This is a genomic window from Streptomyces sp. ActVer, from assembly GCF_027270795.1.
Taxonomy (GTDB): domain Bacteria; phylum Actinomycetota; class Actinomycetes; order Streptomycetales; family Streptomycetaceae; genus Streptomyces; species Streptomyces umbrinus_A.
Map to the genome: position 1 here is coordinate 1 of NZ_JAPWHT010000025.1, position 23,611 is coordinate 23,611.

18 protein-coding genes and 2 pseudogenes are annotated in these 23,611 nt (G+C 68.1%); 11 read left to right on the forward strand and 9 right to left on the reverse strand.

From position 1 onward, the window contains the following. Window positions 1-496: 496 nt before the first annotated feature. Window positions 497-1,863, reverse strand: a pseudogene (locus tag O3Q52_RS06695) (aldehyde dehydrogenase family protein). A 386-nt stretch (window positions 1,864-2,249) separates the two neighbouring features. Here O3Q52_RS06695 and O3Q52_RS06700 point away from each other — a divergent pair. Then, window positions 2,250-2,384 (forward strand): annotated as a pseudogene (locus O3Q52_RS06700) (IS5/IS1182 family transposase); the annotation flags it as partial. Between the two features lie 97 nt (window positions 2,385-2,481). Here O3Q52_RS06700 and O3Q52_RS06705 read toward each other — a convergent pair. Both O3Q52_RS06705 and O3Q52_RS06710 read right to left on the reverse strand, forming a co-directional pair. Continuing rightward, entirely contained in the window at window positions 2,482-3,351 is an 870-nt protein-coding gene (locus tag O3Q52_RS06705) for a PIG-L deacetylase family protein (RefSeq protein WP_269647861.1), read from the reverse strand. A 157-nt stretch (window positions 3,352-3,508) separates the two neighbouring features. After that, entirely contained in the window at window positions 3,509-4,804 is a 1,296-nt protein-coding gene (locus tag O3Q52_RS06710) for a lipase family protein (RefSeq protein ID WP_269647862.1), read from the reverse strand. A 625-nt stretch (window positions 4,805-5,429) separates the two neighbouring features. Here O3Q52_RS06710 and O3Q52_RS06715 point away from each other — a divergent pair. Beyond that, window positions 5,430-6,452, forward strand: a complete 1,023-nt coding sequence (locus O3Q52_RS06715; RefSeq protein ID WP_269647863.1) for a hypothetical protein — start codon at window positions 5,430-5,432, stop codon at window positions 6,450-6,452. A 200-nt stretch (window positions 6,453-6,652) separates the two neighbouring features. Here O3Q52_RS06715 and O3Q52_RS06720 read toward each other — a convergent pair whose 3' ends face one another. The 3 genes from O3Q52_RS06720 to O3Q52_RS06730 form a co-directional block, all read right to left on the reverse strand. Continuing rightward, complete coding sequence (locus O3Q52_RS06720) at window positions 6,653-7,924, reverse strand: discoidin domain-containing protein (RefSeq protein ID WP_269647864.1); 1,272 nt, start codon at window positions 7,922-7,924, stop codon at window positions 6,653-6,655. Window positions 7,925-8,121: 197 nt separating this feature from the next. Next, complete coding sequence (locus tag O3Q52_RS06725) at window positions 8,122-9,516, reverse strand: PHB depolymerase family esterase (protein ID WP_269647865.1); 1,395 nt, start codon at window positions 9,514-9,516, stop codon at window positions 8,122-8,124. 185 nt (window positions 9,517-9,701) lie between these two features. Further along, on the reverse strand, window positions 9,702-11,138 hold the full coding sequence (locus O3Q52_RS06730) for a CitMHS family transporter (RefSeq protein WP_269647866.1): 1,437 nt from the start codon (window positions 11,136-11,138) through the stop codon (window positions 9,702-9,704). A gap of 183 nt (window positions 11,139-11,321) precedes the next feature. Between O3Q52_RS06730 and O3Q52_RS06735 the strand changes: the two genes are divergently transcribed. The 3 genes from O3Q52_RS06735 (at window position 11,322) to O3Q52_RS06745 (ending at window position 14,580) form a co-directional block, all read left to right on the forward strand. Next, on the forward strand, window positions 11,322-12,248 hold the full coding sequence (locus O3Q52_RS06735; RefSeq protein WP_269647867.1) for a LysR family transcriptional regulator: 927 nt from the start codon (window positions 11,322-11,324) through the stop codon (window positions 12,246-12,248). Between the two features lie 177 nt (window positions 12,249-12,425). Then, entirely contained in the window at window positions 12,426-13,643 is a 1,218-nt protein-coding gene (locus O3Q52_RS06740; RefSeq protein WP_269647868.1) for a CaiB/BaiF CoA-transferase family protein, read from the forward strand. Beyond that, complete coding sequence (locus O3Q52_RS06745) at window positions 13,633-14,580, forward strand: CoA ester lyase (RefSeq protein WP_269647869.1); 948 nt, start codon at window positions 13,633-13,635, stop codon at window positions 14,578-14,580. The genes O3Q52_RS06740 and O3Q52_RS06745 overlap by 11 nt, the downstream gene beginning before the upstream one ends. Before the next feature lie 311 nt (window positions 14,581-14,891). On the opposite strand, the gene O3Q52_RS06750 is transcribed toward O3Q52_RS06745, so the two are convergent. Next, window positions 14,892-15,056 (reverse strand): hypothetical protein, encoded by a 165-nt coding sequence (locus tag O3Q52_RS06750; RefSeq protein ID WP_269647870.1) that lies wholly within the window; start codon window positions 15,054-15,056, stop codon window positions 14,892-14,894. A gap of 551 nt (window positions 15,057-15,607) precedes the next feature. Here O3Q52_RS06750 and O3Q52_RS06755 point away from each other — a divergent pair. The 4 genes from O3Q52_RS06755 to O3Q52_RS06770 all read left to right on the forward strand — a co-directional run bounded on the left by O3Q52_RS06755 (window position 15,608) and on the right by O3Q52_RS06770 (window position 20,090). Next, the gene (locus tag O3Q52_RS06755) at window positions 15,608-16,705 is read left to right on the forward strand and encodes a sugar ABC transporter substrate-binding protein (RefSeq protein WP_269647871.1); all 1,098 of its coding nucleotides are present in this window, start codon (window positions 15,608-15,610) and stop codon (window positions 16,703-16,705) included. A 112-nt stretch (window positions 16,706-16,817) separates the two neighbouring features. Next, entirely contained in the window at window positions 16,818-17,594 is a 777-nt protein-coding gene (locus tag O3Q52_RS06760; RefSeq protein WP_200401163.1) for an ATP-binding cassette domain-containing protein, read from the forward strand. Further along, the gene (locus tag O3Q52_RS06765) at window positions 17,591-18,871 is read left to right on the forward strand and encodes a sugar ABC transporter permease (protein ID WP_269647872.1); all 1,281 of its coding nucleotides are present in this window, start codon (window positions 17,591-17,593) and stop codon (window positions 18,869-18,871) included. The genes O3Q52_RS06760 and O3Q52_RS06765 overlap by 4 nt, the downstream gene beginning before the upstream one ends. A gap of 13 nt (window positions 18,872-18,884) precedes the next feature. Next, window positions 18,885-20,090, forward strand: coding sequence for an ROK family protein (locus tag O3Q52_RS06770; protein WP_269647873.1), 1,206 nt, complete (start codon window positions 18,885-18,887; stop codon window positions 20,088-20,090). Window positions 20,091-20,160: 70 nt separating this feature from the next. Here the strand turns inward: O3Q52_RS06770 and O3Q52_RS06775 are convergent, their stop codons facing one another. Further along, the gene (locus O3Q52_RS06775) at window positions 20,161-20,736 is read right to left on the reverse strand and encodes a transposase (protein ID WP_269647874.1); all 576 of its coding nucleotides are present in this window, start codon (window positions 20,734-20,736) and stop codon (window positions 20,161-20,163) included. A gap of 139 nt (window positions 20,737-20,875) precedes the next feature. Beyond that, window positions 20,876-21,379: a hypothetical protein gene (locus O3Q52_RS06780; protein WP_269647875.1), complete on the reverse strand. Its 504-nt coding sequence runs from the start codon at window positions 21,377-21,379 to the stop codon at window positions 20,876-20,878. Window positions 21,380-22,141: 762 nt separating this feature from the next. Between O3Q52_RS06780 and O3Q52_RS06785 the strand changes: the two genes are divergently transcribed. Next, a complete protein-coding gene (locus tag O3Q52_RS06785; protein WP_269647876.1) occupies window positions 22,142-22,849 on the forward strand; it encodes an SDR family NAD(P)-dependent oxidoreductase in 708 nt (235 codons plus the stop codon). Window positions 22,850-22,898: 49 nt separating this feature from the next. After that, a complete protein-coding gene (locus O3Q52_RS54355; RefSeq protein ID WP_369124162.1) occupies window positions 22,899-23,345 on the forward strand; it encodes an NAD(P)-binding domain-containing protein in 447 nt (148 codons plus the stop codon). The last annotated feature ends 266 nt before the right edge of the window (window positions 23,346-23,611 follow it).

Consider the following 23,611-nt stretch of genomic DNA (forward strand, 5'->3'; position numbering starts at 1 on the left):
CTCTACCCCACCCCCGACCAGCACACCTACAGCCTCACGGCCTGATCAGGAACGTCCCTGCAAAAGAGCCACACCCAACGTCGAACTGGTGGTGTGGGAAGCGGGCCGGCTCGCTTTCGAGCGCCTTCAGGGTCGGCTACAACGGCGGGGCGCCACGGCGGCGCGGCTTGCCAGCGGGTGGCCTGCCCACTTCCGCCTTCGACGTGCTGCGTCTGGCAGGCACCAACACCGTGGCGTGGCCGTACCGGCGGCGCCGTGGGCGCTGTGTCCGTCGACCACGGATCCGGACACCGCCCGTGAGTGGCTGACGTGGTCGGCGGTCGGCCTGGAGGGGCTGGTCTTCAAGCAGTTGGACCCCCCGGTACCGGCCAGCGGCGCGCGGGTGGCGGAAGTTGCAGGGTCTCGCCGCTCGCGGCAGAGGCTGTGTTCTCTGACCGGTGAGCCTTCCGCCGTCTCAGGTAGATGCCTGAGCCGTTCAACTCAGCCGCTCCCGCGATTAGTACGTGACGGTTCGGGTCAGTTGGTGGTTGACGAACTCGCGAATGCCGAGTGACCCCAATTCCCTTCCAACGCCTGATTGCTTCGTGCCACCGAAGGGCAGTTCGACAGCATCCTGGCCGACCCCGTTGATGTAGACCATCCCGGTGTCGAGAGCGTTGGCGACGCGATTTGCCTGGTTCAGGTCGTCGGTATAGACGTACGAGCCCAGGCCGAAGGGCGTGTCGTTGGCGATCTCGACAGCGTGGCCCTCGTCGGCCGCCCGATACAGGACCGCGACCGGCCCGAAGAGCTCTTCGCGGTGGACCGGGTTGTCTGCGGTCACATCGGCCAGTACCCCGCACCCGTGGAACGCGCGCCGTCGCTCAGGCGCCAGCAAAGCGGTTGCTCCGTTGGCGATCGCGCGCTGTACCTGGGCTGCGAGCCTCTCGGCGGCGTCGGCAGACGACAGTGGGCCAAGGACGGTGTCGTCGAGCATCGGATCTGCGGGCGTGATCTCGCTGAGGCGTTCGATGAACTGGCGCACGAAGTCGTCATAGTGCCGGTCGATGACGATGATGCGTTTCGCGCCATTGCAAGACTGGCCGCTGTTGTCGAGGCGAGCTTCGACGGCGGCTTCTACGACTGTGTCCACGGAGGTGACGTCGAGAACCAGGAAGGGATCGGAGCCCCCGAGCTCGAGGACAGTCTTCTTCACTGCAGCACCGGCGAGGCCTCCGATGATCGCGCCCGCTCGTTCTGAACCGGTAAAGCTGACACCGGCGACACGGGTGTCTTCGATGAGGTTGGCGATGGCGGATTCCGAGGCGAGGATCCTCGTGAAGACCCCTTGGGGTGCGACGGAGAAGGCGTACGCGATCGAGGCGGATGAGTCAGGGCACTGAGGAGCGGGCTTGAGCAGCACGCTGTTGCCAGCCATGAGGGCGGGCGCGGCGAAACGGGCCACCTGGTAGTAGGGGAAGTTCCAGGGCATGATGCCGAGCACTGTGCCGATCGGCTGCTTGCGGATCAGCGCGGAGCCGCTGCCGGAGACTGCGATCGGCTCGTCTGCCAGAAACGCCGTGCCGTTGTCGGCGTAGTAGTCGTAGATGTCCGCGCTGAACTCGACCTCGGCACGAGCCTGTGTGATGGGCTTGCCCATCACACGGACCGCGATGGTGGCGAGTTCCTCTAGGTTGTTGCGGTGTACCTGGCTACGTCGTTGAGAATCTTGGCTCGGGCGGGAGCGGCCCACGAAGCCCACTCGCGCTGGATGTCGCGAGCAGTGCTGAGGACCGCTTCGAGCTCTGTGTCGGTGATGAACGGGTGAGGTGCGCTCTCCTCGCCCGTTGCCGGGTTCACGACCTGGAAGCTGGGGCTGGGCATCTGTATCTCCGTGGATTGTTGAGTCGTTCGTGGGCAGGGTCAGTTGTCGAGCGCGAGATGCCGATCCGGCAGGCCACGTCGAGGGGCGCGTCCTTGCGGATCCGGATCGCACCTGTGGCCGGCACGATGGCTTCCTCCGCGAAGGAGGAGACGCCCTGAGTAGTGGTAGATCTGCTCGCCGGACTGCCGGATGCGTGAGGTAGCGCCCTGGCGGACTCCGCGGGGGGCGACGAGGTTCATCGCGACGCTGCAGCGTGCCGCAGGTGGCCGCGATCTGGACGCGTACCTCCGGGGGGATCGAGTTGCAAGTCGGTCACGTCAACCTGTCCGTGGTTGCCAGAGAACAGGACGGCTTGCATGGGGGGTCTTCGAACTTGAGCGGTGCGCGTCGGATACGCGCCGATTGGTCGTCACGGACTGTGACGACCAGCTCCGAAGCCGTGATCCACATCGCGTCGATCGACAACCTTGCCAGACGCATATCAGATGAGACCACGCCAACCTGGCGAGGAACCTACTAGGGCAAAAAGGGTAATATACCTAGATCAAATGCCCTCTCAGTCGGTTTCGCGCAGCGTGACCCGCCCGCCTCCAGCCGATCAAGAAAATGGCGAAACTTCAGGGGCCAAAGAGCCTTTCAAGCTGTACGCGCAGTTCTTGGATGGAGAGTGCTGGATCACCCGAACGCTCCCCGTCCGTCCCGCCGAGCGGGGGCAGCGTGATCACGACAGTTCCGTCGGACCGCAACTCCAAGGTGTAGCCCTGACCTGATGGCTCCGGCTGCGGTTCGGTCCGCCCCAGATGCTTCGCCTGGCGTGCTTGAAGCCAAGCGGTGAAGGTCTGGAGTGCTGCGCTCGTCAGAGTGAGCACCGCGACGATGGTGCCGAGGTCTCCGTACGTACGGCCGTCGTCGGCGGCACGTGAAGTTCCCCCCGTGACCTCGACGCCGTGGGTCGCACCGGAACCGGCGAGGCCGGGGACGAGGAACCAGCGCACGGAGTGCGGCTGTAGGTCCTCGTCGTCGACCTGCTCCGGGAAGACCCACCGGTTCCCCGCGTCGCGCACCGCGTCGAGCGTCGCGAGCCCGGCCGCGCGATGGTCGGCCTGGTCGAAGCCGTAGGGCGTTTCGACCTCATAACCGGTGCCGAGCACGACGTCGGGCTTGAACCGGCGGATCTCCCGGCAGATGTCCCGGCGCAGGTCGAGGCCGTAGACGAGCACACCGTCCGGATGTTCGAGGACGGTCAGGTGCTCGACACCGACGACGGCGCAGGCGGCCTGCTGCTCGGCGACGCGCAGGCGTGCCGTCTCCTCAGGAGGGTTCGGCATGCCGGCCTCGCCGCGGGTGAGCAGGAGATAGCCGACCTCGATGCCGCCCGCGGTCCAGCGAGCGACGGCCGCAGACGTGCCGTACTCCATGTCGTCAGGGTGCGCGACGACACAGAGCACGCGCTGGAAGGACTCCTCGGGGAGGGCAGGCAATGTCATGTCTGCCATCCTTCCGCGCCCAGGGCCCGCCGTCCGCCGTTTGGACGTGCCGGTGAACGTACTGTGCGATCAGGGCACCGGCACGGTCTGCGGACAGACATCTTGGCGCTGTCACCTGATTGACAGGTGACAGCGCCCGGGCACGGTGCCAGAAGGATCAGCAGTTGCCGTATTCCCTCTTCCCCGCGAACCGGTCGCCCAGCCAGGCGACGACGTCATTCACCGCCTGGTTGTCGGCGGTCAGATGCTCGCCCGGATAGGTCTTCCAGCGGGTGGGCACCTGCGCGGAGCAGTACGCCCGCCGGGTCGCGTCCTCGGTCTCGGTCGGGATCACCTCGTCGAACAGCCCGCGGTACTGCATGACGGGGAAGCCGATTTCGTACTTGGCGCCCGAGCCCCTCGGCCCGATGCCTGTGGCCAGCTTCTGCCGGTCCACGACCTCGCCCCACGTGGTGCCGTCACCGCCCTCCAGGGCGTAAATCTGGTCGAGGGAAAGCTGGTCCGTGCTGTAGTTCTCGACTTTCTGTCCCGCGAAGTTCGCGATGGTTCCCACCAAGCACAGGGACTTGGCCTTATCGATTGCCTCCTTGCCGGTGCCGTTCATGATTTCGTCGAACGGCATCTGCGGGTGCGCGGCCGCCAGGCCGACCAGGGCGTCCGTGAGGAAGCCCGCGAAGGGACCGCCGTCCAGGGCCTTCGCTACGACCTTCAGATCACCGGGGACACCTCCGGCGGCGTCGGCGACGACGTTTACATCGGGTGCGTACGAGTCCGCCAGCTGCGCCGCCCAGAGGCTGGCCGCGCCTCCTTCCGAGTAGCCCCAGAGGCCGACCGGCGCCTTGCCGTCCAGGCCGCTGCCGGGTACGGCGGGCGCGGCCCTGGCGATGTCCAGCAGTGCGTGCCCGGCGTCCTGGCCGGAGACGTACGGGTGGGTCTGCCCGGTCAGATAGCCGGCCCCGTCCGTGGCGGCGACGGCGTAACCGGCCTTCAGGGCGGCGGAGATGTTGTCGCCCTCGTACGCGTCCTGGTACTCGCCGGCCAGTTGCTTGGAGAAGGCGCACTGAGGGCCGAGGCCCAGCGTGCCGGGGTTGAACGCCACGATCGGGCGCGGCCCCGGACCCCGCCACTCGGCCTTCGGCACCGCGACCGTACCGGAGACGGCAACCCGCCCGCCGGCATTGTTCGTCGAGCTGTACTGCACCTTCCATGCGTTCATGGGGATGTTGCCCGGCACGTGCGGCAGCTTGGTCGGGCGGCAGGAGACGACCTGGCCGGGCGTGCCGGAGGCGGCGGCCGGCGGGGTGTAGATCGCGTCGTCCGCGGCGTCACAGCCGGCGGTCGGCTCGGATGCTCCTGCGGTGTAGGCCGGAACCGTGAGCCCCGCCGCCACGAGGGAGCCCATCCCGAGCATCACCAGCGGCTTCTTCTTCCGTTTCGCTGTTGCCTTCCGCAAGGCTGGCTCCCTCGGAATCGGTTGGGTGCGAAGTTACGGTTGAGTAAGTTACGTCTGGATGAGGTGTGTTCATAGTCAGCGACCCCACAACTGCTTCGGCGGGACTGTGCGCGAGGCACAAGAGGTCACAGCCGTACCGCGCCAGAATCGGAACCTGCCGGGCCTGCGGCGCCACAGGCCGCGGTTCTCCGAATCCGGTGTGCCGCGTGAGCTGCGAGTACCGGTCGGCGGCGTCCGCTCGACTCCGCGAGGCCGCATGCCGCCACGGAACGCGTTCGGTGCCGACCCTCCGGGGACGGCGGTCGAGCCACCGTGCACTGTGCCTCTCGCCGTGCCGAATCGGCGCTGCTGTGCACCGGCAGAGCGGGCTCCGCGGCGACTGGGTGGGCCTGGCACAGATCCGCGTTGTGTGCCGACCGTGCCCGGCACCCGGCCTGGGGCCTCAACGCCGTGCTCCGGTATGCGACCGCCGCGCGCTGGCAGGACGCCTTCCGCGAGAACCGGCCCCGGCCCAGCAGGCTGGATCCCTACAAGCCCTACTTGCAGCGACGGTTCGCCGCAGGTGTGTCAACTGCACCATCGTCTCTGATCACGGAGCGAGATGATCTCGCCTGCAAGGAAGTGTGTGTCGCTGCGCCAGGCGTGCATCGGTTCCGTCATCGACCAGCGCACCGGACGCGAACTGGTCCGGCAGGATGCCGTGATCGGCTTCAACGGCTATGTGTACGACGAGTACGCCAAAGCCGGCGCGTTCAACCATCAGTCCAGCAAGACCGTCGCCGACGACTCGATGCACCTGCTCGCCTCGCGCCGCACCGCACCACCGGCGGCCCTCGTCGGCCGCACCACGGAAACCACCGGCCACACCCTCGTCCACGAGTGCGCCCCGGCCGGAACCCGTCGGCTCCGGGTCAAGGTGCACCTCCCACGCGACGCAGCCCGCGTCGACGTGGAGAACCGCATCGACAAGACCGCGACGCTCGCCAAGGAGAGTGCGTTCTTCGCTTTCCCGTTCGCCCTGGACAACCCTGTAGTGCATACGGAGGCCACAGGCGGCGTCCTCGGCACCGACCGGGAGACCGTGCCGGGGTCTGCCACCCACATGCGGGCGATCCGGCGCTGGATCAGCCTGAATGACGACACTCATCACGCCGCGCTGGCAACGGCCGACGCCCCGCTCGTCCAGCTCGGCGGAATCATGATTCCCTACGCGCCCTACCCACAGTCGCTCCCGCAACAGGAATCGGGCACCGTGTTCTCCTGGGTGCACAACAACATCGGGGACACGAACTTCCCCGCCCAGCAGGCGTTCCACCACATTCCGCTACAGCATCGCCGTTACGGAGGTCGACGAGAACGCCGCAGGGCTCGTCGATCAGCTGGCGGCGCGCACCGCCGCCGTCACCAGCCATCCGCTGGTCCCAGTCCGCGCCCGCGCCGAAACCCGGGCCGAACTGCCGGCACAGACACGGTTCCTGACCGTGGACCACCCCCAGGTACGGCTTGTGGGCCTCACCATCCCGAACGAGGGACAGCTCATGATCCGCCTGCAGTCCCTGGCGCGCGCCCCGGTCACCTGCCGCGTCAGCACTCCGCTCGACGTCGGCACAGCGTTCCGTATCAACCACCGCGGTCTGACGCCGCATGAAATCGGTTTGGAACCGGAGAGCACCGTACCGGCCACCGTGCCGGCAGTGGGCACGGTGGCGGTCGTCCTCCAGCTGGACTCGTCCGAAGAGCGACTCCTCACGGCATGGAGGCTTCGATGTCGTGGCATTGGCCCTCGAAGGCTCCGGCAGCAGGCTCGGAGCGCCACGTCGGCGGGCCGCGGAGCGCTCAGCGAGACGGTCAGAACGAGCAGGTGTCCATCCAGCGCGTGACCAGGGATGGATTGTTCTTGTCCGGGTCACGTACGGGGCCACACAGGAACGAGCTGAAGCGGGTGTCGGCACGCAGCCAGAGACTGAGGAACGACACAATCCACTTGCCCTGCTTGGCCTTGTTGCCGGAGCCCGTCATCGGGCACAGGTGGTCGCCCGGAACCTCGACGTAGAGCTTCTCTGCCTGGGACATGGAGTTGTACCAGGGCACCGCGTACGTGTTGCCGTGGGCGACGGAGTCGCTTTGACAGGTCAGGAAGAACGTGGGCTCGGTGACCGCGGAGAAGTTCGCGTTCGGGTGGTACGGGGCCGTGGGCACGCCCGCCCGGAAGCGCGCGTCGTCCCGGAGGGCCGCCATGACACCACCGCCGCCCATCGAGTGACCGACCGCGCCGAGCGTACCGTTGACCTTCCCGGACAGCGGGTTGCCGGCTGTGTTGCCGAGCGCGATCAGCTGGGTGCCGGCGGCGGTGATCTGCCGGCCGCGCGATTCGGGATCGTCGGTGAGCGTGTTGGTTGCGACGTTGACGACGACGAAGCCCCAGGAGGCGAGGCGGGGTGCGAGCCACTGCAGGTTCTGCTGTGTGCCCTGATAACCGGGCATCAGTACGACACCCGGGTACGAGCCACTGTTGGTGGGATACGTGACCGTGCCTGAGCCGTATCCGCTCGGGGCGGGAACGGTGTAAGTGGCGGTGGTCAGCGGCCCGTTGGAGGCCTCCAGGGAGGTGGCCGTCGGGTCCGGGACGCCGTTGCCCGGAGGAGTGCCGCCCCCCGAGCCGTACACCTGGAACTCCCACAGCGAGTAGCCGTAGGCGGTGCCGCGCTGGGTGCCCAGCAGGCGGACGTACCGGCCGTTGCCGTTCGCGTCGAGGGTCTGCGCGCCGCCGGTGCCGGTCGTGGTCGAGTAGACGGTGGTCCAGGCGGTGCCATTGGTGGAGGTCTGGATCTGGAACGCCTGGGCGTACGCGGCCTCCCAGCGCAGCACGACCTGGCTGATGGTGGCAGCGGCGCCCAGATCGATGGTCAGCCACTGCGGGTCACTGAACGCGCTCGCCCAGCGCGTCCCGGTGTTGCCGTCCACGGCCGCCGAGGCGGGAGTGCCCGTGTTCTCGGTGGACGAGGAGGTCGCGGGTTTGCCCTGGGACAGCAGGTCTGCGGCGGCCGCCGGCGGGGCGGCGGCCGTCAGCAGAGTCAGCGTCAGGCCGATGGTGGTTGCCAGGGAGATCAATGCCGTCATGGCACGGGGCCGGTTCCGTAACGGCGGGGCCGTGTGAGTAGAGCGACGGGATGGACGCATTGCTTTACCTCCGGATTGTGGTGAGAGCGCGATTACCGGACAGCGAGGTGCGCCTGTGCTGTGAGGGCTGGGCGGATTGGCCGGCGGCTGATCTCTCCCCGTGCGGAAGAAAGAGAAAGGGGAGCTGCGTGCGGCGGCTACCGGGACTGTTCGAAGAGCCAGTCGATGACCACGTCGTTCTCGTACGTCTGGGCCCATGCGAGGTGTGGGTTCACCGGTGTCGTGCCTGGCGTGTAGCTGGTGAACAGGACGTGGCTGCGCGTGGCCTTGGCTTGCCGTAGGAGCTCCCGGGACCTGGCCTCGAACTGCGCCTTCGGCAGGTCGTTCGCCCACTCCCCCCGGCTGACCCGGGCACCGGCGGTCTCCAGCGCGTTCATCAGTGTCCAGGTGCCGGGCTTGCCGAACCGGCCCTCCCGGTAGGGGACGACCGGGTCGTCGACGGAGTGGTCGGCCCAGATCGGGATGTGCGTGATCCTGTCCATGGTGGCCGAGTCGCCCCAGCCTGCCGTGGGCAGGGCGGCCGCGAACACGTCGGGCTGCTTCGCCAGCAGGCTGTAGATACCGCGCCCGCCCGAGGACAGGCCGGCGAGATAGAGCCGGGCCGTGTCCACGTTACGGGCGTTCTCGCTCACGAAGGTGTCGATGAGTTCGATCAGAGCGGCCTGGACCTTGGCGTCGGTCCAGTCCGTTCCGTCGGGTCCGTCCATGGGACGGGGCAGGGGGATCTGCGGAGAGAGGACGAACGCGGGGTCGCGGCGCTGTCGTTCCGGTTTGGCGAATGTGACGGCGATCCGGTTGGAGGTGAGCTGGGTCATGTTGTTGTCCGCGACTTCACCACCGCCGTGCAGGGTGACGACGACTGGGTACCGCGTGCGGGTCCGCGGGTTCCGTACGAATCCCTCGGGCCTGTACAGCCGGAAGTCCAGTTCCAAGCCCGTGGAGTCGGTGAAAGAACCCGCGGCGAAGTCGTCGACCACGGGAGTGGTGACGTTGTCGTTCCGGACCGCGAACGGACCAGCCCTGAGCACTGGTTCGCCTTCCGGGGTGTGCACGTCCGTCACCTGTCTGACGGAGTACGCACGGTCCAGTGGAAGGGGGTCGATGCCCGAGGCCCGCGCGTTGGAGTCGGTCGGGTCCAGCTCGATGATCAGTCGGTCCCCCGGCCGTCCTGGGTGGGACCGGTCGTCCACTTCGGCGGTGGTGCTGGAGTAGACCCGGGTCACCGTGCGAGCCGCTGTCTGCCCGCCCACGGTGGCCCTCACCTGGAAGGCCGAGGGCGGGATCTGCCCGCCGCGCAGGTCGATGCGGTGCGCGTACTGGAGGGCGACGGCTGTCACCAGCCAGTTGTTCCTCGGCGTCACCCGCGTGACCAGGTCCGTTCGCAGGACCGGATTACGCCCCCCGGTCGCCTTTTGTCCCTCGGATGTGCCTGTGCTGGTGTCGGCGGCCGCGGCGGTTGCCGTAGTCACGGCCGGCGCCGCTGCCGCGGCTGCGGTGACTGCGAGCGCCGTACGTCTGGTGATCCGTCTCATGTGCGTCCTCGTCTCGGGCCTATGGGGAACTGGGTCGCGCGGATTTGGTGCCTGGTGTGTGTGGAGGCGGTCGCCCTGCTCCGGACTCCCGGGCGCGGGCGCCGCGTTGGAGGTCTCAGCGGCACGGCGGTGGCTTCCGGGAGTCCCCGACCGGAAGGGAAATACGCTCCGGCCCGGGTCGCCGGTCACAAGGGGAACGCGCCGGTCAGCAGGGCGCCGACGGTCATGACCAGGGTGGTGGCGAAGGCCCAGCGGAAGATGAAGCGCTGGTGTTCGCCGAGCGACACGCCGCTCATGCCGACCAGGATGAACGTGGAGGCGGTGAGCGGACTGAGCGGGAACCCCGTGGTCATCTGGCCGAGAATGGCGGCCCGGGCGACCTCGGCCGGGTCCGTGCCGAAGCCGTGCGCGGTCTCGGCTAGTACGGGCAGGACGCCGAAGTAGTAGGCGTCCGGGGTGAAGACCAGGCTCAGCGGCATGGCGGTGACTGCCACCGCGACGGGCAGGTGGGATCCGAAGGAGTCGGGGACGACGGAGACGAGCGCCTCGGCCATCTCGTCGATCATCTTGGTGCCGGTGAGAATCCCCGTGAGGACGCCGGCCGCGAAGATCATCGTGGTGACCAGGACCACGCTCTTGGCGTGCTTGTCGAGCAGCGCCTGTTGCTGTTCCCACGTGGGGTGGTTGACCAGCACCGCGATCGCGAACCCGAGGACGAACAGCACCGGAAGGGGCATCACTTCCTGGATCAGGCAGACCACGAGGGAGACGGTGAGCAGCAGGTTGAAGACGTTCAGCCAGGTCCGTGGCAACGGCGGGACCCGGACGGTGCCGGGCCCGTCCCCGGGAGCCCGGAGGGCCTGGCCCTCCCCGTCGGCCCTCGCGGGAGTGGCGTGCCGGCTCGACTCGGGTTCCGTGGTCGCCGTGAGCGTCGTCGAAGCGGCGGGTTCACGGTCGTCACCCCGCTCGTCCTCGCGCCCGTCCGTGTCCGGGCCCTGCGGGGACAGCGCGGCCAGACGGTTGCGTTCCCGGCGGCCGAGCAGGTATGAGGCCGCCAGCACCCAGACGACACCGAAGCCCATCGCGGGCAGCACGGGGTTGAAGACCTCGGAACTGTCCAGCTTCAGCGCCGCCATGGCGCGTACGGTCGGGCCACCCCAGGGAACCATGTTCATCACGCCCGCGCCCAGGCAGACCACTCCGGACAGCACCAGGGGGTTCATGCCGAGCCTCTTGTAGACCGGCAGCAGTGCGGAGACGGTAATGAGGAAGGTGGAGGCGCCGTCACCGTCCAGGGCCACGCACAGGGTGAGGACGGCCGTGGCGACGGTGATCCGCAACGGGTCGCCACGTGCCACGCGCAACAAGCCGCGGATCAGAGGGTCGAAGAGCCCGGCGTCAACCATCAGGCTGAAGTACAGGACCGCAAAGGCGATCATGATGCCGGTGGGGGCCACTTTGGACAGCCCACCGAGAATCAACTCGCCCAGATCGCCCGCGAAACCGCCGATGAGCGCAGCCAGCACCGGAAGCAGGATCAGAGCGACCAGTACCGAGGCGCGTTTGGTCATGGTGAGCAGCAGGAGGACGGCGATCGTGGCGAAGCCCAGGGCTGCCAGCATGGCGGCGCTCGCTTTCTCGAGGACGGCCCTCGGCGGCGGTGGGCGGGACTGAGCGGGGAGAGGCAGGCCGAGGTGTTACGCGAGAGTTTCGGAGCACCGGCGGATCGGTGTCCAGCATCAAACCGAGATCTGTTCATGCGTTAAGCGCATCAATTCAAGCGGGGCGCCCTATGCTCGCCTCCCATGGAGGCCACCACCCTGCGTCAGCTGTCGGCATACGCGGCCGTCGCCCGGGCCGCGAGCTTCACCGCGGCCGCCGCGGAGATGCATGTGTCCCAGTCTTCACTCAGCCGCGCGGTCGCGGATCTGGAGCGACACCTGGGCGTCCAGCTCCTGGAACGGGACACCCGCAACGTGCAGTTGACCGCGGCCGGCCTTGAGGCCCTGCGTGTCGCCGAGCAGATCGTCACCGCTCACCAAGCCGGCATGAAGGAGCTCAGGCGATACCTGCTCGGCGAGTCGGGAACGGTCGCCGTGGCCACCCTTCCCTCCGTCGCCGCGGTACTCCTGCCGCAGGTGATCTCCGACTTCCGCGAGCGGCGCCCACAGGTGGCGGTACGACTCCTCGACGGCCTGGAGCGGTCGGTACTGGACCGGGTCCTGTCCGGCGACGCCGACTTCGCGATCACCACCGTCGGCAACCCGCCGGAGCAGTTGGAGCACCGCCCTCTGGTCAGGGACCGCTTCGTCGCGGTGCTGCCGGTGGGCCACCCGCTCGCCGACCACCACGAGATCACCTGGGACGACCTGGCTCGTCAGCCGTTCCTGGCCGTCGGGCGCGACTCGAGCGTGCGCCGGCTCACCGACGCGGCGTTCGCCCAGATCGACGCGCACGCGCTACCGGCGGCCGAGGCTGGCAGTATCGCGACCGTGGGCGGACTGGTGACCGCCGGCCTCGGGGTGTCGGCGATGCCCGCCCTGGTGCTCCCGCTGATGGGTGCCGGACCCGTCGTCTGCCGTCCTCTGGTGGACCCCGTGGTGGACCGGCGCCTGGACATCGCGCTGCGCGCCCGGCGAACGCTCCCGACCGTGACGGAGCGGTTCCTGGAGACGCTCGAAGAGTTCCGCCTCCAGGGGCGTCCGCTTCCTCCCGGGGTTTCGTGGGCTTGAGGCCGCGCACCACCCTCCCCCACTCATGCATTTTTCGCATTGATTGATGGCCTTCTGTTGCTCGACAGGCATTTCTCCACTCCGGCAGTCTGAACACAACGGCGACGGCCGCGCCGCACCAACGCGGACGACGCTGTCGGAGACCCACGCGGAACAGCAGGGCAAGGGAGCTCAGCAGTGTCGGACGACGAGCGGAACACCACCGGAAGCGGGCAGTTGCGCGGACTGAAAGTGGTCGAGTTCGCCCACGTGGTGGCCGGCCCGCTGGCGGGCTCGATGCTCGCCGACCAAGGAGCCGACGTCGTACACGTAGAACCCCCCGGCGCCGGAGACGCGGCCCGCGCCATGGGGCCTCAACGTGACGGTGTTCCCCTGTGGTTCAAGGTCGCCGGCCGCAACAAACGATCCGTCACCCTCGATCTGCACCACGAGACCGGCCGACTCGTCGCCCACCGGCTCGTCGCCTGGGCGGACGTCGTCATCGTCACCCTGCGCGCAGGACGCCTGCGCAGCTGGGGACTCGACTGGGACTCCGTACACCGGATCAACCCCCGGGCCGTGCTGCTGCAGATCTCCGGCTTCGGCGCCACCTCGTCACAGGCGGACGCCCCCGGCTTCGGGAAGGTGGGAGAGGCGCGCAGCGGAGTGGTCCACCTGACCGGCTTTCCCGACGGCCCACCCGTGCACACCGGCTTCTCGCACGGCGACGCCGTGACCGGCCTGATGGGCGCCTACGCCGTCCTCGCCGCCCTCCACCGCCGCGACCACGACCCCGGGTTCGACGGCGAGTGGATCGACCTCGCACTCTTCGAGTCCCTGTTTCGTCTGGTCGAGTGGCAGGTCATCGTCCACGACCAGTTGGGACGAGTACCCGAACGCTCCGGCAACCAGTTGGCGGTCGCCCCAGGGGCCGTGATCAACACCTACCGCTCCCGCGACGGCGAGTGGATCACAGTGACCTCCGCGACGCTGCGATCGGTCCGCAACATCGCCCGCCTGCTGGGACTCCCCGAGAAGGAGTTCACCACCGCTCAGCAACAGTACGACCAACGCGAACAGTTGGACGAGAACCTGCGGAACTGGGTGGCGGAGCGCGTCACCGGCGAGTGCCTGGAGGAGTTCGCCCGTGCCGAAGTCGTGGCCTCACGGGTGTTCGACGCCGCGGACATCGCCACCGACCCCGTGTACGCCGAACGCGAAGACATCGTCACCGTCGACGACCCCGATCTCGGCCCGGTACGTATGCAAGCGGTGATCCCGCATTTCCGGCAGCGCCCCGGGCGGGTTTGGCGGACCGGGCCCTCCCTCGGGCAGGACAACCACTTGGTCTACGGGCAGTGGCTCGGACTCAGCGCGGACGAACTGGCCGATCTGGAGAAGAGCGATGTCATCTGAGGAGTCTTCGCAGAGCCCTGCGGAGGCGGACACGGGAGTGGTCGACCGGCCCCCACTGCGCTCCCTGCTCTTCGTCCCCGGCACCAGAACCGACTGGCTGCCCAAGGCCCGGGCGGCGGGCGCCGACGCGGCCATCCTCGACCTGGAGGACGCGGTGCCCACCGCGGACAAGCTCGCCGCCGGGGCGCAGGTGGCTGATGCCCTTGCACGGGCCGCCGCCATGTCGGCCGAGCAGGCGGGACGGATGGCGCTGTTCGTCCGTGTCAACCCACTGGACGACTGGGCCGGGGCTGAGGACCTGCGGGCGGTCGTACGGCCCGGACTCGCCGGGATCGTCCTTCCCAAGGTCCACTCCGTCCAGGACGTGAAGCTCGCCGACCGGCTGCTGGGCTGGTGCGAACAGGAACAGGGCCTGCCGCCGGGACGGGTCGCGCTGGTGCCCCTGCTGGAGACGGCTCGTGGCCTGCGCGAGGCCTACGACATCGCCCGGGCCACCTCGCGCATCGCCTACATGGGCGCTCTCAGCGCCCCCGGCGGCGACGTGGAACGCGCCGTCGGCTACCGCTGGAGCCCAGAGGGAACCGAGACGGTCGCACTGCGCTCCCGCGTACTCCTGGACGCAAGGGCAGCCGGAGCGCCATGCCCGGTCAGCGGACTGTGGACGCGGGTCGGCGACCTGCCAGGGCTTCGCGCCTTCGCCGAACAGAACCGCTCCCTCGGCTACGAGGGCATGATGGCGATCCACCCCTCCCATGTCCCCGTGATCAACGAGGTGTTCTCTCCCAGCTCCGCCGAACTCGCCCGCTGCGCAGAGCTGATCGCGGCGGTCGAGTCGGCACAGAGAGAAGGGACGGGCGCCGTGACCTTCCAAGGCGAGATGGTCGACGAGGCCATGGCGCGCACGGCCCGCCTTGTTCTTGAACGACACGGGGCATGAGCCGAGGGACGGGCCAAGAGCGACCCGCCCCCGCCGCTGTGCCGGTCCAGAAGCTGCGCACTCGCCACAGGGCCGATGCGACCATCGTGGCGGTAGGCGACGGCCAGTACGCCGGCCATGTCCAGCAAATGGTCAGGAAGCGCAACGACGCCGACGACAGCCGGGTCCGTTACTGGTTCCTCGACGACTCGAGCCTGACCTCCTCGGCTGCGACTGGCACTACTCGGCCCGCGACGACCGACTCGTCTCCGACCGGCTCGCCTTCATCGCCGGTCTGCCGACAGGCTGGTGACGGCACCGACCGCACAGCATCATCTCAATTGGTTGACTCGGTAAGCTTGGTTGAGGTACGTGTGCAGGAAGTTGAGGCTGCCGGTGCAGCCCAGCGCTCGGATCTCGTCGAAGAGGTGCTCGACCAGCACGCCGCGCTCCTCGGCGCGACGCCGACGCAGATGGTCGCGGTCCGGGTCGACCATGCAGGCACGATAGCGGCACCCCACCGCTGATCGTCAGGTCGAATCGCGTTCGCCTGCACCGCTCCTCTGTCTCGGCGCATCGTCACCCTTGCCCGGAAATTGGATCACTCCACGGAGTTCCCGCCGTCCGGCTCCCGGTACGGGCCCAGCTCCGGTCCGGTCGTGATGCACACGCGCCCTCCAATGCGCGCGGCACGGACGCGGTCACGGCCGTGGAAGCACCATCGGCGCGAACCCTTGGTGCCATACGGCCCTTTGGGCAACTACTGCACGGCCGGCCACCGTACGGCCTCATGCTCTCTCCGGGCGCACAGGAGGCAGCGAGGTCGCCGCGTTGCGACAGCGTCACCTAATTGTTATGGCGGATGACAAATAGCGCCTCCCGCACTCTGGGCACGGGGTCCGTAGCGCCGTAAGTTCCCGCTCACAACATTCAGCCGGGCGGATCACCCGACACCCGGCAATTCCCCCGAGAGCGCGCTTCTCGGCTTCCTTCTCACCACCCTCGTACGTCCGGTCGTCCGGCCGTAACACCAGAAAGGACCCTGCCCATGCGCAAGGGACTCCTCTTCACCGCCGCCTCGGTGGCACTGGTCAGCTCGCTCACTGCCTGCGGCGACTCCTCGTCGGGCGACAGCGACTCCGGTTCCGGGTCCGACGCCAAGCCGAAGATCGGTGTGATCCTCCCGGACAGCAAGTCCTCAGCCCGCTGGGAGACCGCGGACCGCAAGTACCTCTCCGAGGCGTTCAAGGCGGCGGGCGTCGAGTTCGACATCCAGAACGCGCAGGGCGACAAGCAGGAGTTCCAGACCATCGCAGACCAGATGATCACCAGCGGTGTGAACGTCCTGGTGATCGTGAACCTGGACAGCGGCACGGGTAAGGCAGTTCTGGACAAGGCCAAGGGGCAGGGCGTCGCCACGATCGACTACGACCGGCTCACTCTCGGCGGCTCCGCCCAGTACTACGTGAGCTTCGACAACACCGCTGTCGGCAAGCTGCAGGGCGAAGGCCTCAGCAAGTGCCTGAGCGACATGAAGGCCAAGAAGCCCATCGTCGCCACGCTCAACGGCTCACCGACGGACAACAATGCCACTCTCTTCGCCGAGGGCTACAACGGAATCCTCGACCCGAAGTACAAGTCGGGCGACTACGTGAAAGGCCCGGACCAGTCCGTCCCGGACTGGGACAACGCCCAGGCCGGCACCATCTTCGAGCAGATGCTCACAAGCGAGCCCAAGATCGGTGGCGTGCTTGCCGCCAACGACGGTCTCGGCAACGCGGCCATCGCCGTCCTGCGCAAGCAGAACCGCAACGGCGAGGTCCCGGTCACCGGCCAGGACGCCACCGTGCAGGGACTGCAGAACATACTCGCGGGCGATCAGTGCATGACCGTCTACAAGGCGGTCAAGAAGGAGGCCGACGCCACGGCCAAGCTCGCCATCTCCCTCGCCAAGGCCGAGAAGGGCGAGACGAACGCAACCGTCGAGGACCCCGAGGGCAAGCGCAAGGTCCCGTCCGTGCTGGAGACGCCGGTGGCCATCTACAAGGACAACGTCAAGGACGTCGTGGACGACGGCTTCGTCACCAAGGAAGAGCTGTGCACGGGCAAGTACGCCGCCCTGTGCGCCAAGGCCGGCATCAAGTAGCCCTCACCGGCCGACCGGACCGTCACCCCTTGTCCAGCCGGCCCGATCGCGGGTCCCGGGGCTCCCACCTCCCCGGGACCCGCGGCCTCACGACCGTAAGGAGCCGTCTTCCATGACAGCGACCCCGATCCTTCGACTGCGCGGGATCGACAAGAGCTTCGGCGCCGTGCAGGTACTGCACGACGTGTCCTTCGACGTCCATCCAGGCGAGGTGACCGCCCTCGTCGGAGACAACGGCGCAGGCAAGTCCACCCTGGTCAAGTGCATCGGCGGGATCCATCCGATCGACGGCGGCGAGTACTGGTTCGAGGGTGAACAGGTCCAGGTGCACAGCCCGCGTGAGGCGGCGGCCCTGGGCGTCGAGATCGTGTACCAGGACCTGGCGCTCTGCGACAACCTCGACATCGTGCAGAACATGTTCCTCGGCCGCGAGAAACGCCGAGGGCTCGTTCTGGACGACGCGACTATGGAGGAGATGGCCGCCCAGACCCTCGAAGGGCTGTCGGTCCGCACCGTCAAGTCCATCCGTCAACAGGTCTCCAGCCTCTCCGGCGGCCAACGGCAGACCGTGGCCATCGCAAAGGCCGTGCTGTGGAACAGCAAGGTCGTCGTCCTGGACGAGCCGACCGCCGCGCTCGGTGTCGCCCAGACGGCACAGGTCCTCGAACTGGTCCGGCGGCTGGCCGACAACGGTCTCGCCGTGGTCCTGATCTCGCACAACATGAACGACGTCTTCGCCGTGTCCGACCGGATCGCCGCCCTTTACCTGGGCCGGATGGCCGCCCACGTCAGCACGTCGGACGTGACGCACTCCCAGGTAGTCGAACTCATCACCTCGGGCCGCAGCGGGGACCTCGGCCTCGCCCACAGCAACGGAGTCACCGCATGACCGCCGCAGTCGCCCCCGAGAAGCCGGAACTGCCGCGCGGTCCCGGTACGCCGAAGAAGAACGGTGCGGCCGGAGCCGCGAATCTGCGCTCGGTCGCCCGGAACTACGTCGATCGGGTACGCGGCGGTGAGTTGGGCGCCCTCCCCGCCGTGCTCGGTCTGATCGTCCTGTGCGTGTTCTTCGCCGCACTGCGCCCGGTCTTCCTGTCCGAGCTGAACTTCGCCAACCTGCTCACCCAGGGCGCGGGCAGCATCGCCATTGCCATGGGCCTGGTCTTCGTCCTCCTCCTCGGCGAGATCGACCTGTCCGCGGGGTACGCCAGCGGGGTCTGCGCCGCCGTACTCGCCATCCTGCTCACCGACCACGGATGGCCCTGGTACGGCGCGGCCGGCGCGGCGATCCTCACCGGCACGGTCATCGGTCTGCTGCTCGGCCTGCTGGTCGCGAAGGTCGGCATCCCCTCATTCGTGGTCACACTGGCCGCCTTCCTGGGGTTCCAGGGCATCGTGCTGATGCTGCTGAAGGAAGGCACCAACATCTCGATCCGGGACGAGACGATCCTGGCCGTCGCCAACAACAACCTCTCTCCCGCGCTGGGTTGGGTACTGCTCGCCGTCGGTGTCGGGGTGTACGCGGCGATCCAGCTCCGGCAGAACCGCAACCGCCGGCGGCGCAGGCTCGCCCCCGCTCCACTCACCCTGCTCGCAGTCAGGATCGGCGGTCTGGCGGTGCTCGGTGCAATCGCCGTCCACCTGCTCAACCAGGAGCGCAGCCGCAACGTCATCGTCGACTCGCTCAAGGGTGTGCCGATCGTGGTGCCGGTCATCGCCGCCCTGCTCGTGGCCGGTACGTTCCTACTCCAACGCACCTCGTTCGGCCTGCACATCTACGCAGTGGGCGGTAACGCCGAGGCGGCCCGCCGGGCCGGCATCAACGTGGCCGCCATCCGGATCTCCGCGTTCGTCATCTGCTCCTCCCTGGCCGCGGTCGGCGGCATCATCGCCGCGTCCCGGGGCAACTCGGTCGACCCCAACACTGGTGGCAGCAACGTGCTACTGCTGGCGGTCGGCGCCGCCGTGATCGGCGGGACGAGCCTGTTCGGCGGGCGGGGCAGGGTCGTTGACGCCGTGCTCGGCGGCATGGTGGTCGCGGTCATCCAGAACGGCATGGGCCTGATGGGGTACAGCTCAGGGGTCAAGTACGCTGTCACGGGTTCGGTTCTGCTGGTGGCCGCAGGCGTGGATGCGCTGTCCCGTCGCCGGGCCGTACAACGATGAGGTCTGGGGTTCCATGAAAGCCGGTCCCTCGCAGGAGGAGATTCGCCGGCACAACCTCGGCACCCTGCTCCGTCATGTGCACATCGGCGGATCCATGTCGCGAGCCGTCCTGGCCGAGCGCATGGGACTCAACCGCAGCACCATCCTGGGTCTGGTGAGCGAGCTGGGCTCGGCCGGCCTGGTCCGTGAGGAACTGCCCCGTGAGACCGGCAGGGCCGGTCGGCCGTCCCTGGTCGTACGCCCCGAGTCCGACCGCGTGTATGTCCTCGCCTTCGACGTGGGCGTGGACCGGCTGGCCGCCGCCCGCATCGGCCTGGGCGGGGTCTTCCTCGACCACAGGGAGATCCCCGTGCTTCCCGGCCATGGCAACGCCGGCAAGGTGGCCGAGGTCCTCGCCGCCTCTGCGCTGGAAATGGTGGGCACGGCACGGCACGGCACCTACTGTGTCGGCGTGGCCGCCGCCGTCCGCGGGATGGTGCGCCGACCCGACGGCCTCGTCCGCGCCGCCCCCTACCTCGGCTGGGAGGACGAGGAGTTCGGCGAGGATCTCAGGCGCCGGCTGGGCCTCGGCCTTCCCGTCTCGGTGGGCAACGAGGCCAGTCTCGGTGCGCTCGCGGAGCACCTGCGCGGTGCCGGGACCGGATGCCAGGACCTCGTGTACCTGCACGGCGACATCGGCATCGGCGGAGGTGTCATCACCGGTGGCCAACTGCTGGGCGGCGACTGCGGATACGGCGGCGAGATCGGGCACATGGTCGTCAACCCGCGAAATGGCAGGCCCTGTGGCTGCGGGGCGCGCGGCTGCCTCGAAGCCGAGGCCGGGGAGCGCGCCCTGCTGGAGACCGCGCAGCGCAACCCGTCGGCCACCGGCCGGGAAGCCGTACGCGCCGTCATCGAAGCGGCCGACCGGGGCGACATCACCGCCCGCGCTGCCCTGCGCGACGTCGGCGACTGGCTCGGCATCGGCGTCGCCAACCTGGTCAATGTGCTCAACCCGCGCACGGTCATTTTTGGCGGGACACTCCGCGAGGTGTTCCTCGGCTCGGCCGCCCAGATCCGCAGCCGGCTCAACCGCCTTGCCCTCACAGCCTCCCGCGAGAACCTGCGGCTGCGAGTGGGGGAACTCGGCGACGACGCGGTGCTCATCGGAGCCGCCGAACTCGCCTTCTCCGAGATCCTGGTCGGCCCTCTGGAGACGCTGGCCCGCGTCGGTGCATAGCCAGTACAGCGACGCTACCGGCACGAAGGGCGGACCGCGCGCTCACCCCGGATCGCGTCCATGACATTCGCTAGTAGCTTGCGGCTCTTGTCGGCCTTGACCGTGAACAGGACCGAGGCAGGTTGAGCAGGTCGACGATTGACAACGGTATGTCCGTGCCGGGCCTGATGATCACGTCTTGGTCGTCGGCGCGGTGTCGTGCAGTGCTGCCGCAGGGAACGGCCCTGGGGCGGTAGCCCCTGGCATGAGGCTCATACTTCTCCGGCAGGTGGATCCACTGGATGCCGGTCTGGGACTTGCAGGCGATCGCCTCGATCACCTCACGGTGATCCCGCGACCGGCCACCCCGCTTGGGCGTCCGGTCCGGAAGCAACGGCTCAATCCGCGCCCACTGCACGTCAGTCAACGGCACACCCGGACCAACGAGCGACTGATCCAAGCGAACTACCTGACCTGTGGACTGTGAGGGATGACGGTTCGGTGTCGCCGCCTGCAGTCCCGCCGTGCGGACCGTGGTGCGCCGGGGAATGAGCGTGGGGGCGAAGGTCCGGGCGCTCGTGGGGACACCGGCGATGAGGTCGATGAGCTGGTCGACGGCTGCCGCGGCGATGGCGTCGAAGGGGACGCGGACGGTGGTCAGGGGCACGGCCAGCCGGGTGGCGAGAGGGATGTCGTTTGTAGCCGACGATGGAGAGATCCTCGGGAACGTGGAGACCGGCGCGCTGGACGGCGGCGAGGACGCTGATCGCGGTGTTGTCGTTGACGGCGAAGACCGCAGTGGGGCGTCAGACGAGGCCCGGCAGGTGCTGGCCGGCGTCTTCGCCGCTTTCCATGCTGAAGGTGGAGCGGATGATGAGTGTCTCGTCGATGGGGAGGCCGGCCTCTCGTAGTGCTTCCTCGTATCCGGCGCGGCGGCCGAGGGCTCTGGAGGCGTAGGAGGGGCCGACGATCAGGATGATGCGCTGATGGGCGAGGTCGATGAGGTGTCGGGTGGCGAGGTAGCCGCCGAGGCGGTCGTCGCCCAGTGCCGCGGCGCTGTCCCCGTGGATTCGCAGGGCCAGGACGTGCGGGATGCCCTTGTGGGCGAGGTCCTGGGAGAAGCCGCCGTTGGTGCGGGCGGTGGTGAGTACGAGGCAGTCGACGCGGCGTTCGAGCAGGACGTCGCCGTTTTCGCGATCGAGGTACGGGGCGTCGTGGGTGGTGGCGACGAGGGTGTGGTAGCCGCGTACGCGCGGCGGCCACAGGCCTTCGTCATCACGCGCGCGACGCCACCCACGCTCTGGCCACACTCGGCATCACGTATCAACTCAACGTCGACAGACCCACTGAACGACGTCGCTCTGCCTCGCAACCACACTGTGAGGAGTGTTGTGGAAGGCCAGGCCAAGACGATGAGCCTCATCCTGACCGGGCGCACGCGCGGCGCTGTCGAGGCCGAGCGGGCCAGCCCGGTCTCCGGCATGGCCCCCGACCATCTCCTGGAGGAGGTCGCCGAGATCACCGCCACCGTCACCCTCGTTGAGCAAACCCGCAGCCGTGGCGGCCTGCGAGGCCCTGAACCGGCCGGGCGAGACCTCCCTCCGCGAGGGCATGCTCCCCGGAGTCGACGGCAGCCGTCGGTGTTTCACTGGACTCGGTACATACCGGAGCGAACCGCTGTCACCCCGCGGCGGCGGCGACACCTCTTCCAGGCGAAGGGCCGTGATCCCAATGACCGGCGACAAGACCGTTCACCATGTGACCTGCGTCGTGCTTCGGAAATTCGGTTCGACAACCGTTTTCGAAAATCCGGCCTCTACCGGATGGCCGGCCCTGGTGAATCTGGACCATGCTCAACGGGTCGCCGCCATTGGCTGAAATGCGGCCTGGCGTCGCGGCTGTTCTCATGGACTGCAATCGCCCCAAAGTTCAGTGGAATGCGACCCTCACCAGGCGATGGTCTTCTTTGTTGCAAGTATTTCGAAAGGTGCCTGAGTAGGACGGCGCGAGATCCTCTTCGCTGCGTGCACGCTGCTGATTCCGCTCATCTCGTACGGCAGGAGAACAAAGCCATGACGACAACGCTCATCACCGGTGCGAACAAGGGGCTCGGGTTCGAGACCGCCCGCCAGCTCGTGGCCGCAGGTCACACGGTCTACATCGGTGCCCGGCACCTCGAACGGGGCCGCGGCGCCGCAGACCAGTTGGGCGCGCGCTTCGTCCAACTCGATGTCACCGACGACGTCTCGGTCGCTGCCGCGGCAAAGACCATCGAAGCCGACGGCGGGCTCGACATTCTGGTCAACAACGCCGGCATCGAACCGCGTACGGCGGACGGCGGTTTCGTGCCCCCCGCTGAGGTGAACGCCGATTCGGTGCGGACCGTGTTCGAGACCAATGTGTTCGGCCAGGTCCGGATGCTCCATGCGTTTCTGCCTCTGCTGCAGCGTTCCGCCGCCCCTGTCGTGGTCAACGTCAGCAGCGGGGCTTCGCTCATGCGTGAACTCGTGGACCCGAACTCGCCGGCACACTTCTATCCCGACATCGCCTACCCGTCCTCGAAGGCCGCAGTCAACATGCTCACGGTCCAGTACTCGAAGGCCTACCCCGACGTGAGGATCAACGCTGTGGACCCGGGATTCACCGCTACCGACCTCAACCACCACGCCGGTCACCAGACTGTCGAGGAGGGGGCGGAGATCATCGTGCGGATGGCGCAGGTCGGCCCTGACGGCCCCACGGGTGGGTTCTTCGACGCCAAGGGGACCATCGCCTGGTAGCGCCCTGCGCCGACGGCCGGCACGCCTTCTGATGGCGGCTTCCCGCTCCATGTCTGGGCCCGTCGTCCGCAGTCCCTCAAAGTGCTTGACGGCTACTCGCGACACCGCGCATGAGACGGTCGCCGAACTCGCCGCGGCGAGCGGGGTAGTCGCACTGTGCCTGAGCGAGGATTCCGACACCGTTGAGGTCGCCGACCGAGGCAGACGGCTGCGGAGCATGCACCACGGCGCTGTGCTGGTCAATCATGGCACCGGTCTGCCGCAGGCCGCCCGCGAACTCGCGCAGCTGGCCGCCGCCCACGGCGCTCATGTCGTGGACTCTCCAGTGAGCGGCGGACACGCCGTCGCGGTCGCCCGCCAGCTCACCACGATGGGCGGTGGCCAATCAGCCATGGAGCGCGTGACGCCGGTTTTCGAGACCGACTCCCGCCCATGGCAGCGACCACTCACTCCAGGGCGAACTGCCGCATCAGCCGAAGACCGGACTGGCCGGTAGGCAGGCGAGGGGCTGAATCGTGATCCGGGCCCTGATCCTGCTGGTGCTGGGCAGCGCGTCGGCGATGACGAACTTCGGCGGCGCCGGAATCCTCAACTTCTACGCGCTGTACTTCCTGCTGTCCTTCTCCCTGCCCTGCCCCTGCTGGGGATGCGGGGCAGGACGCTCGCGATCATCGTGGTCGTGCTCGCGGCTGTCACGCCGCAGCTGGCGTTCGGCCTCAGGGCACTGCTCACCAAGTCGATCGTGAGCACCATCGACTCGCA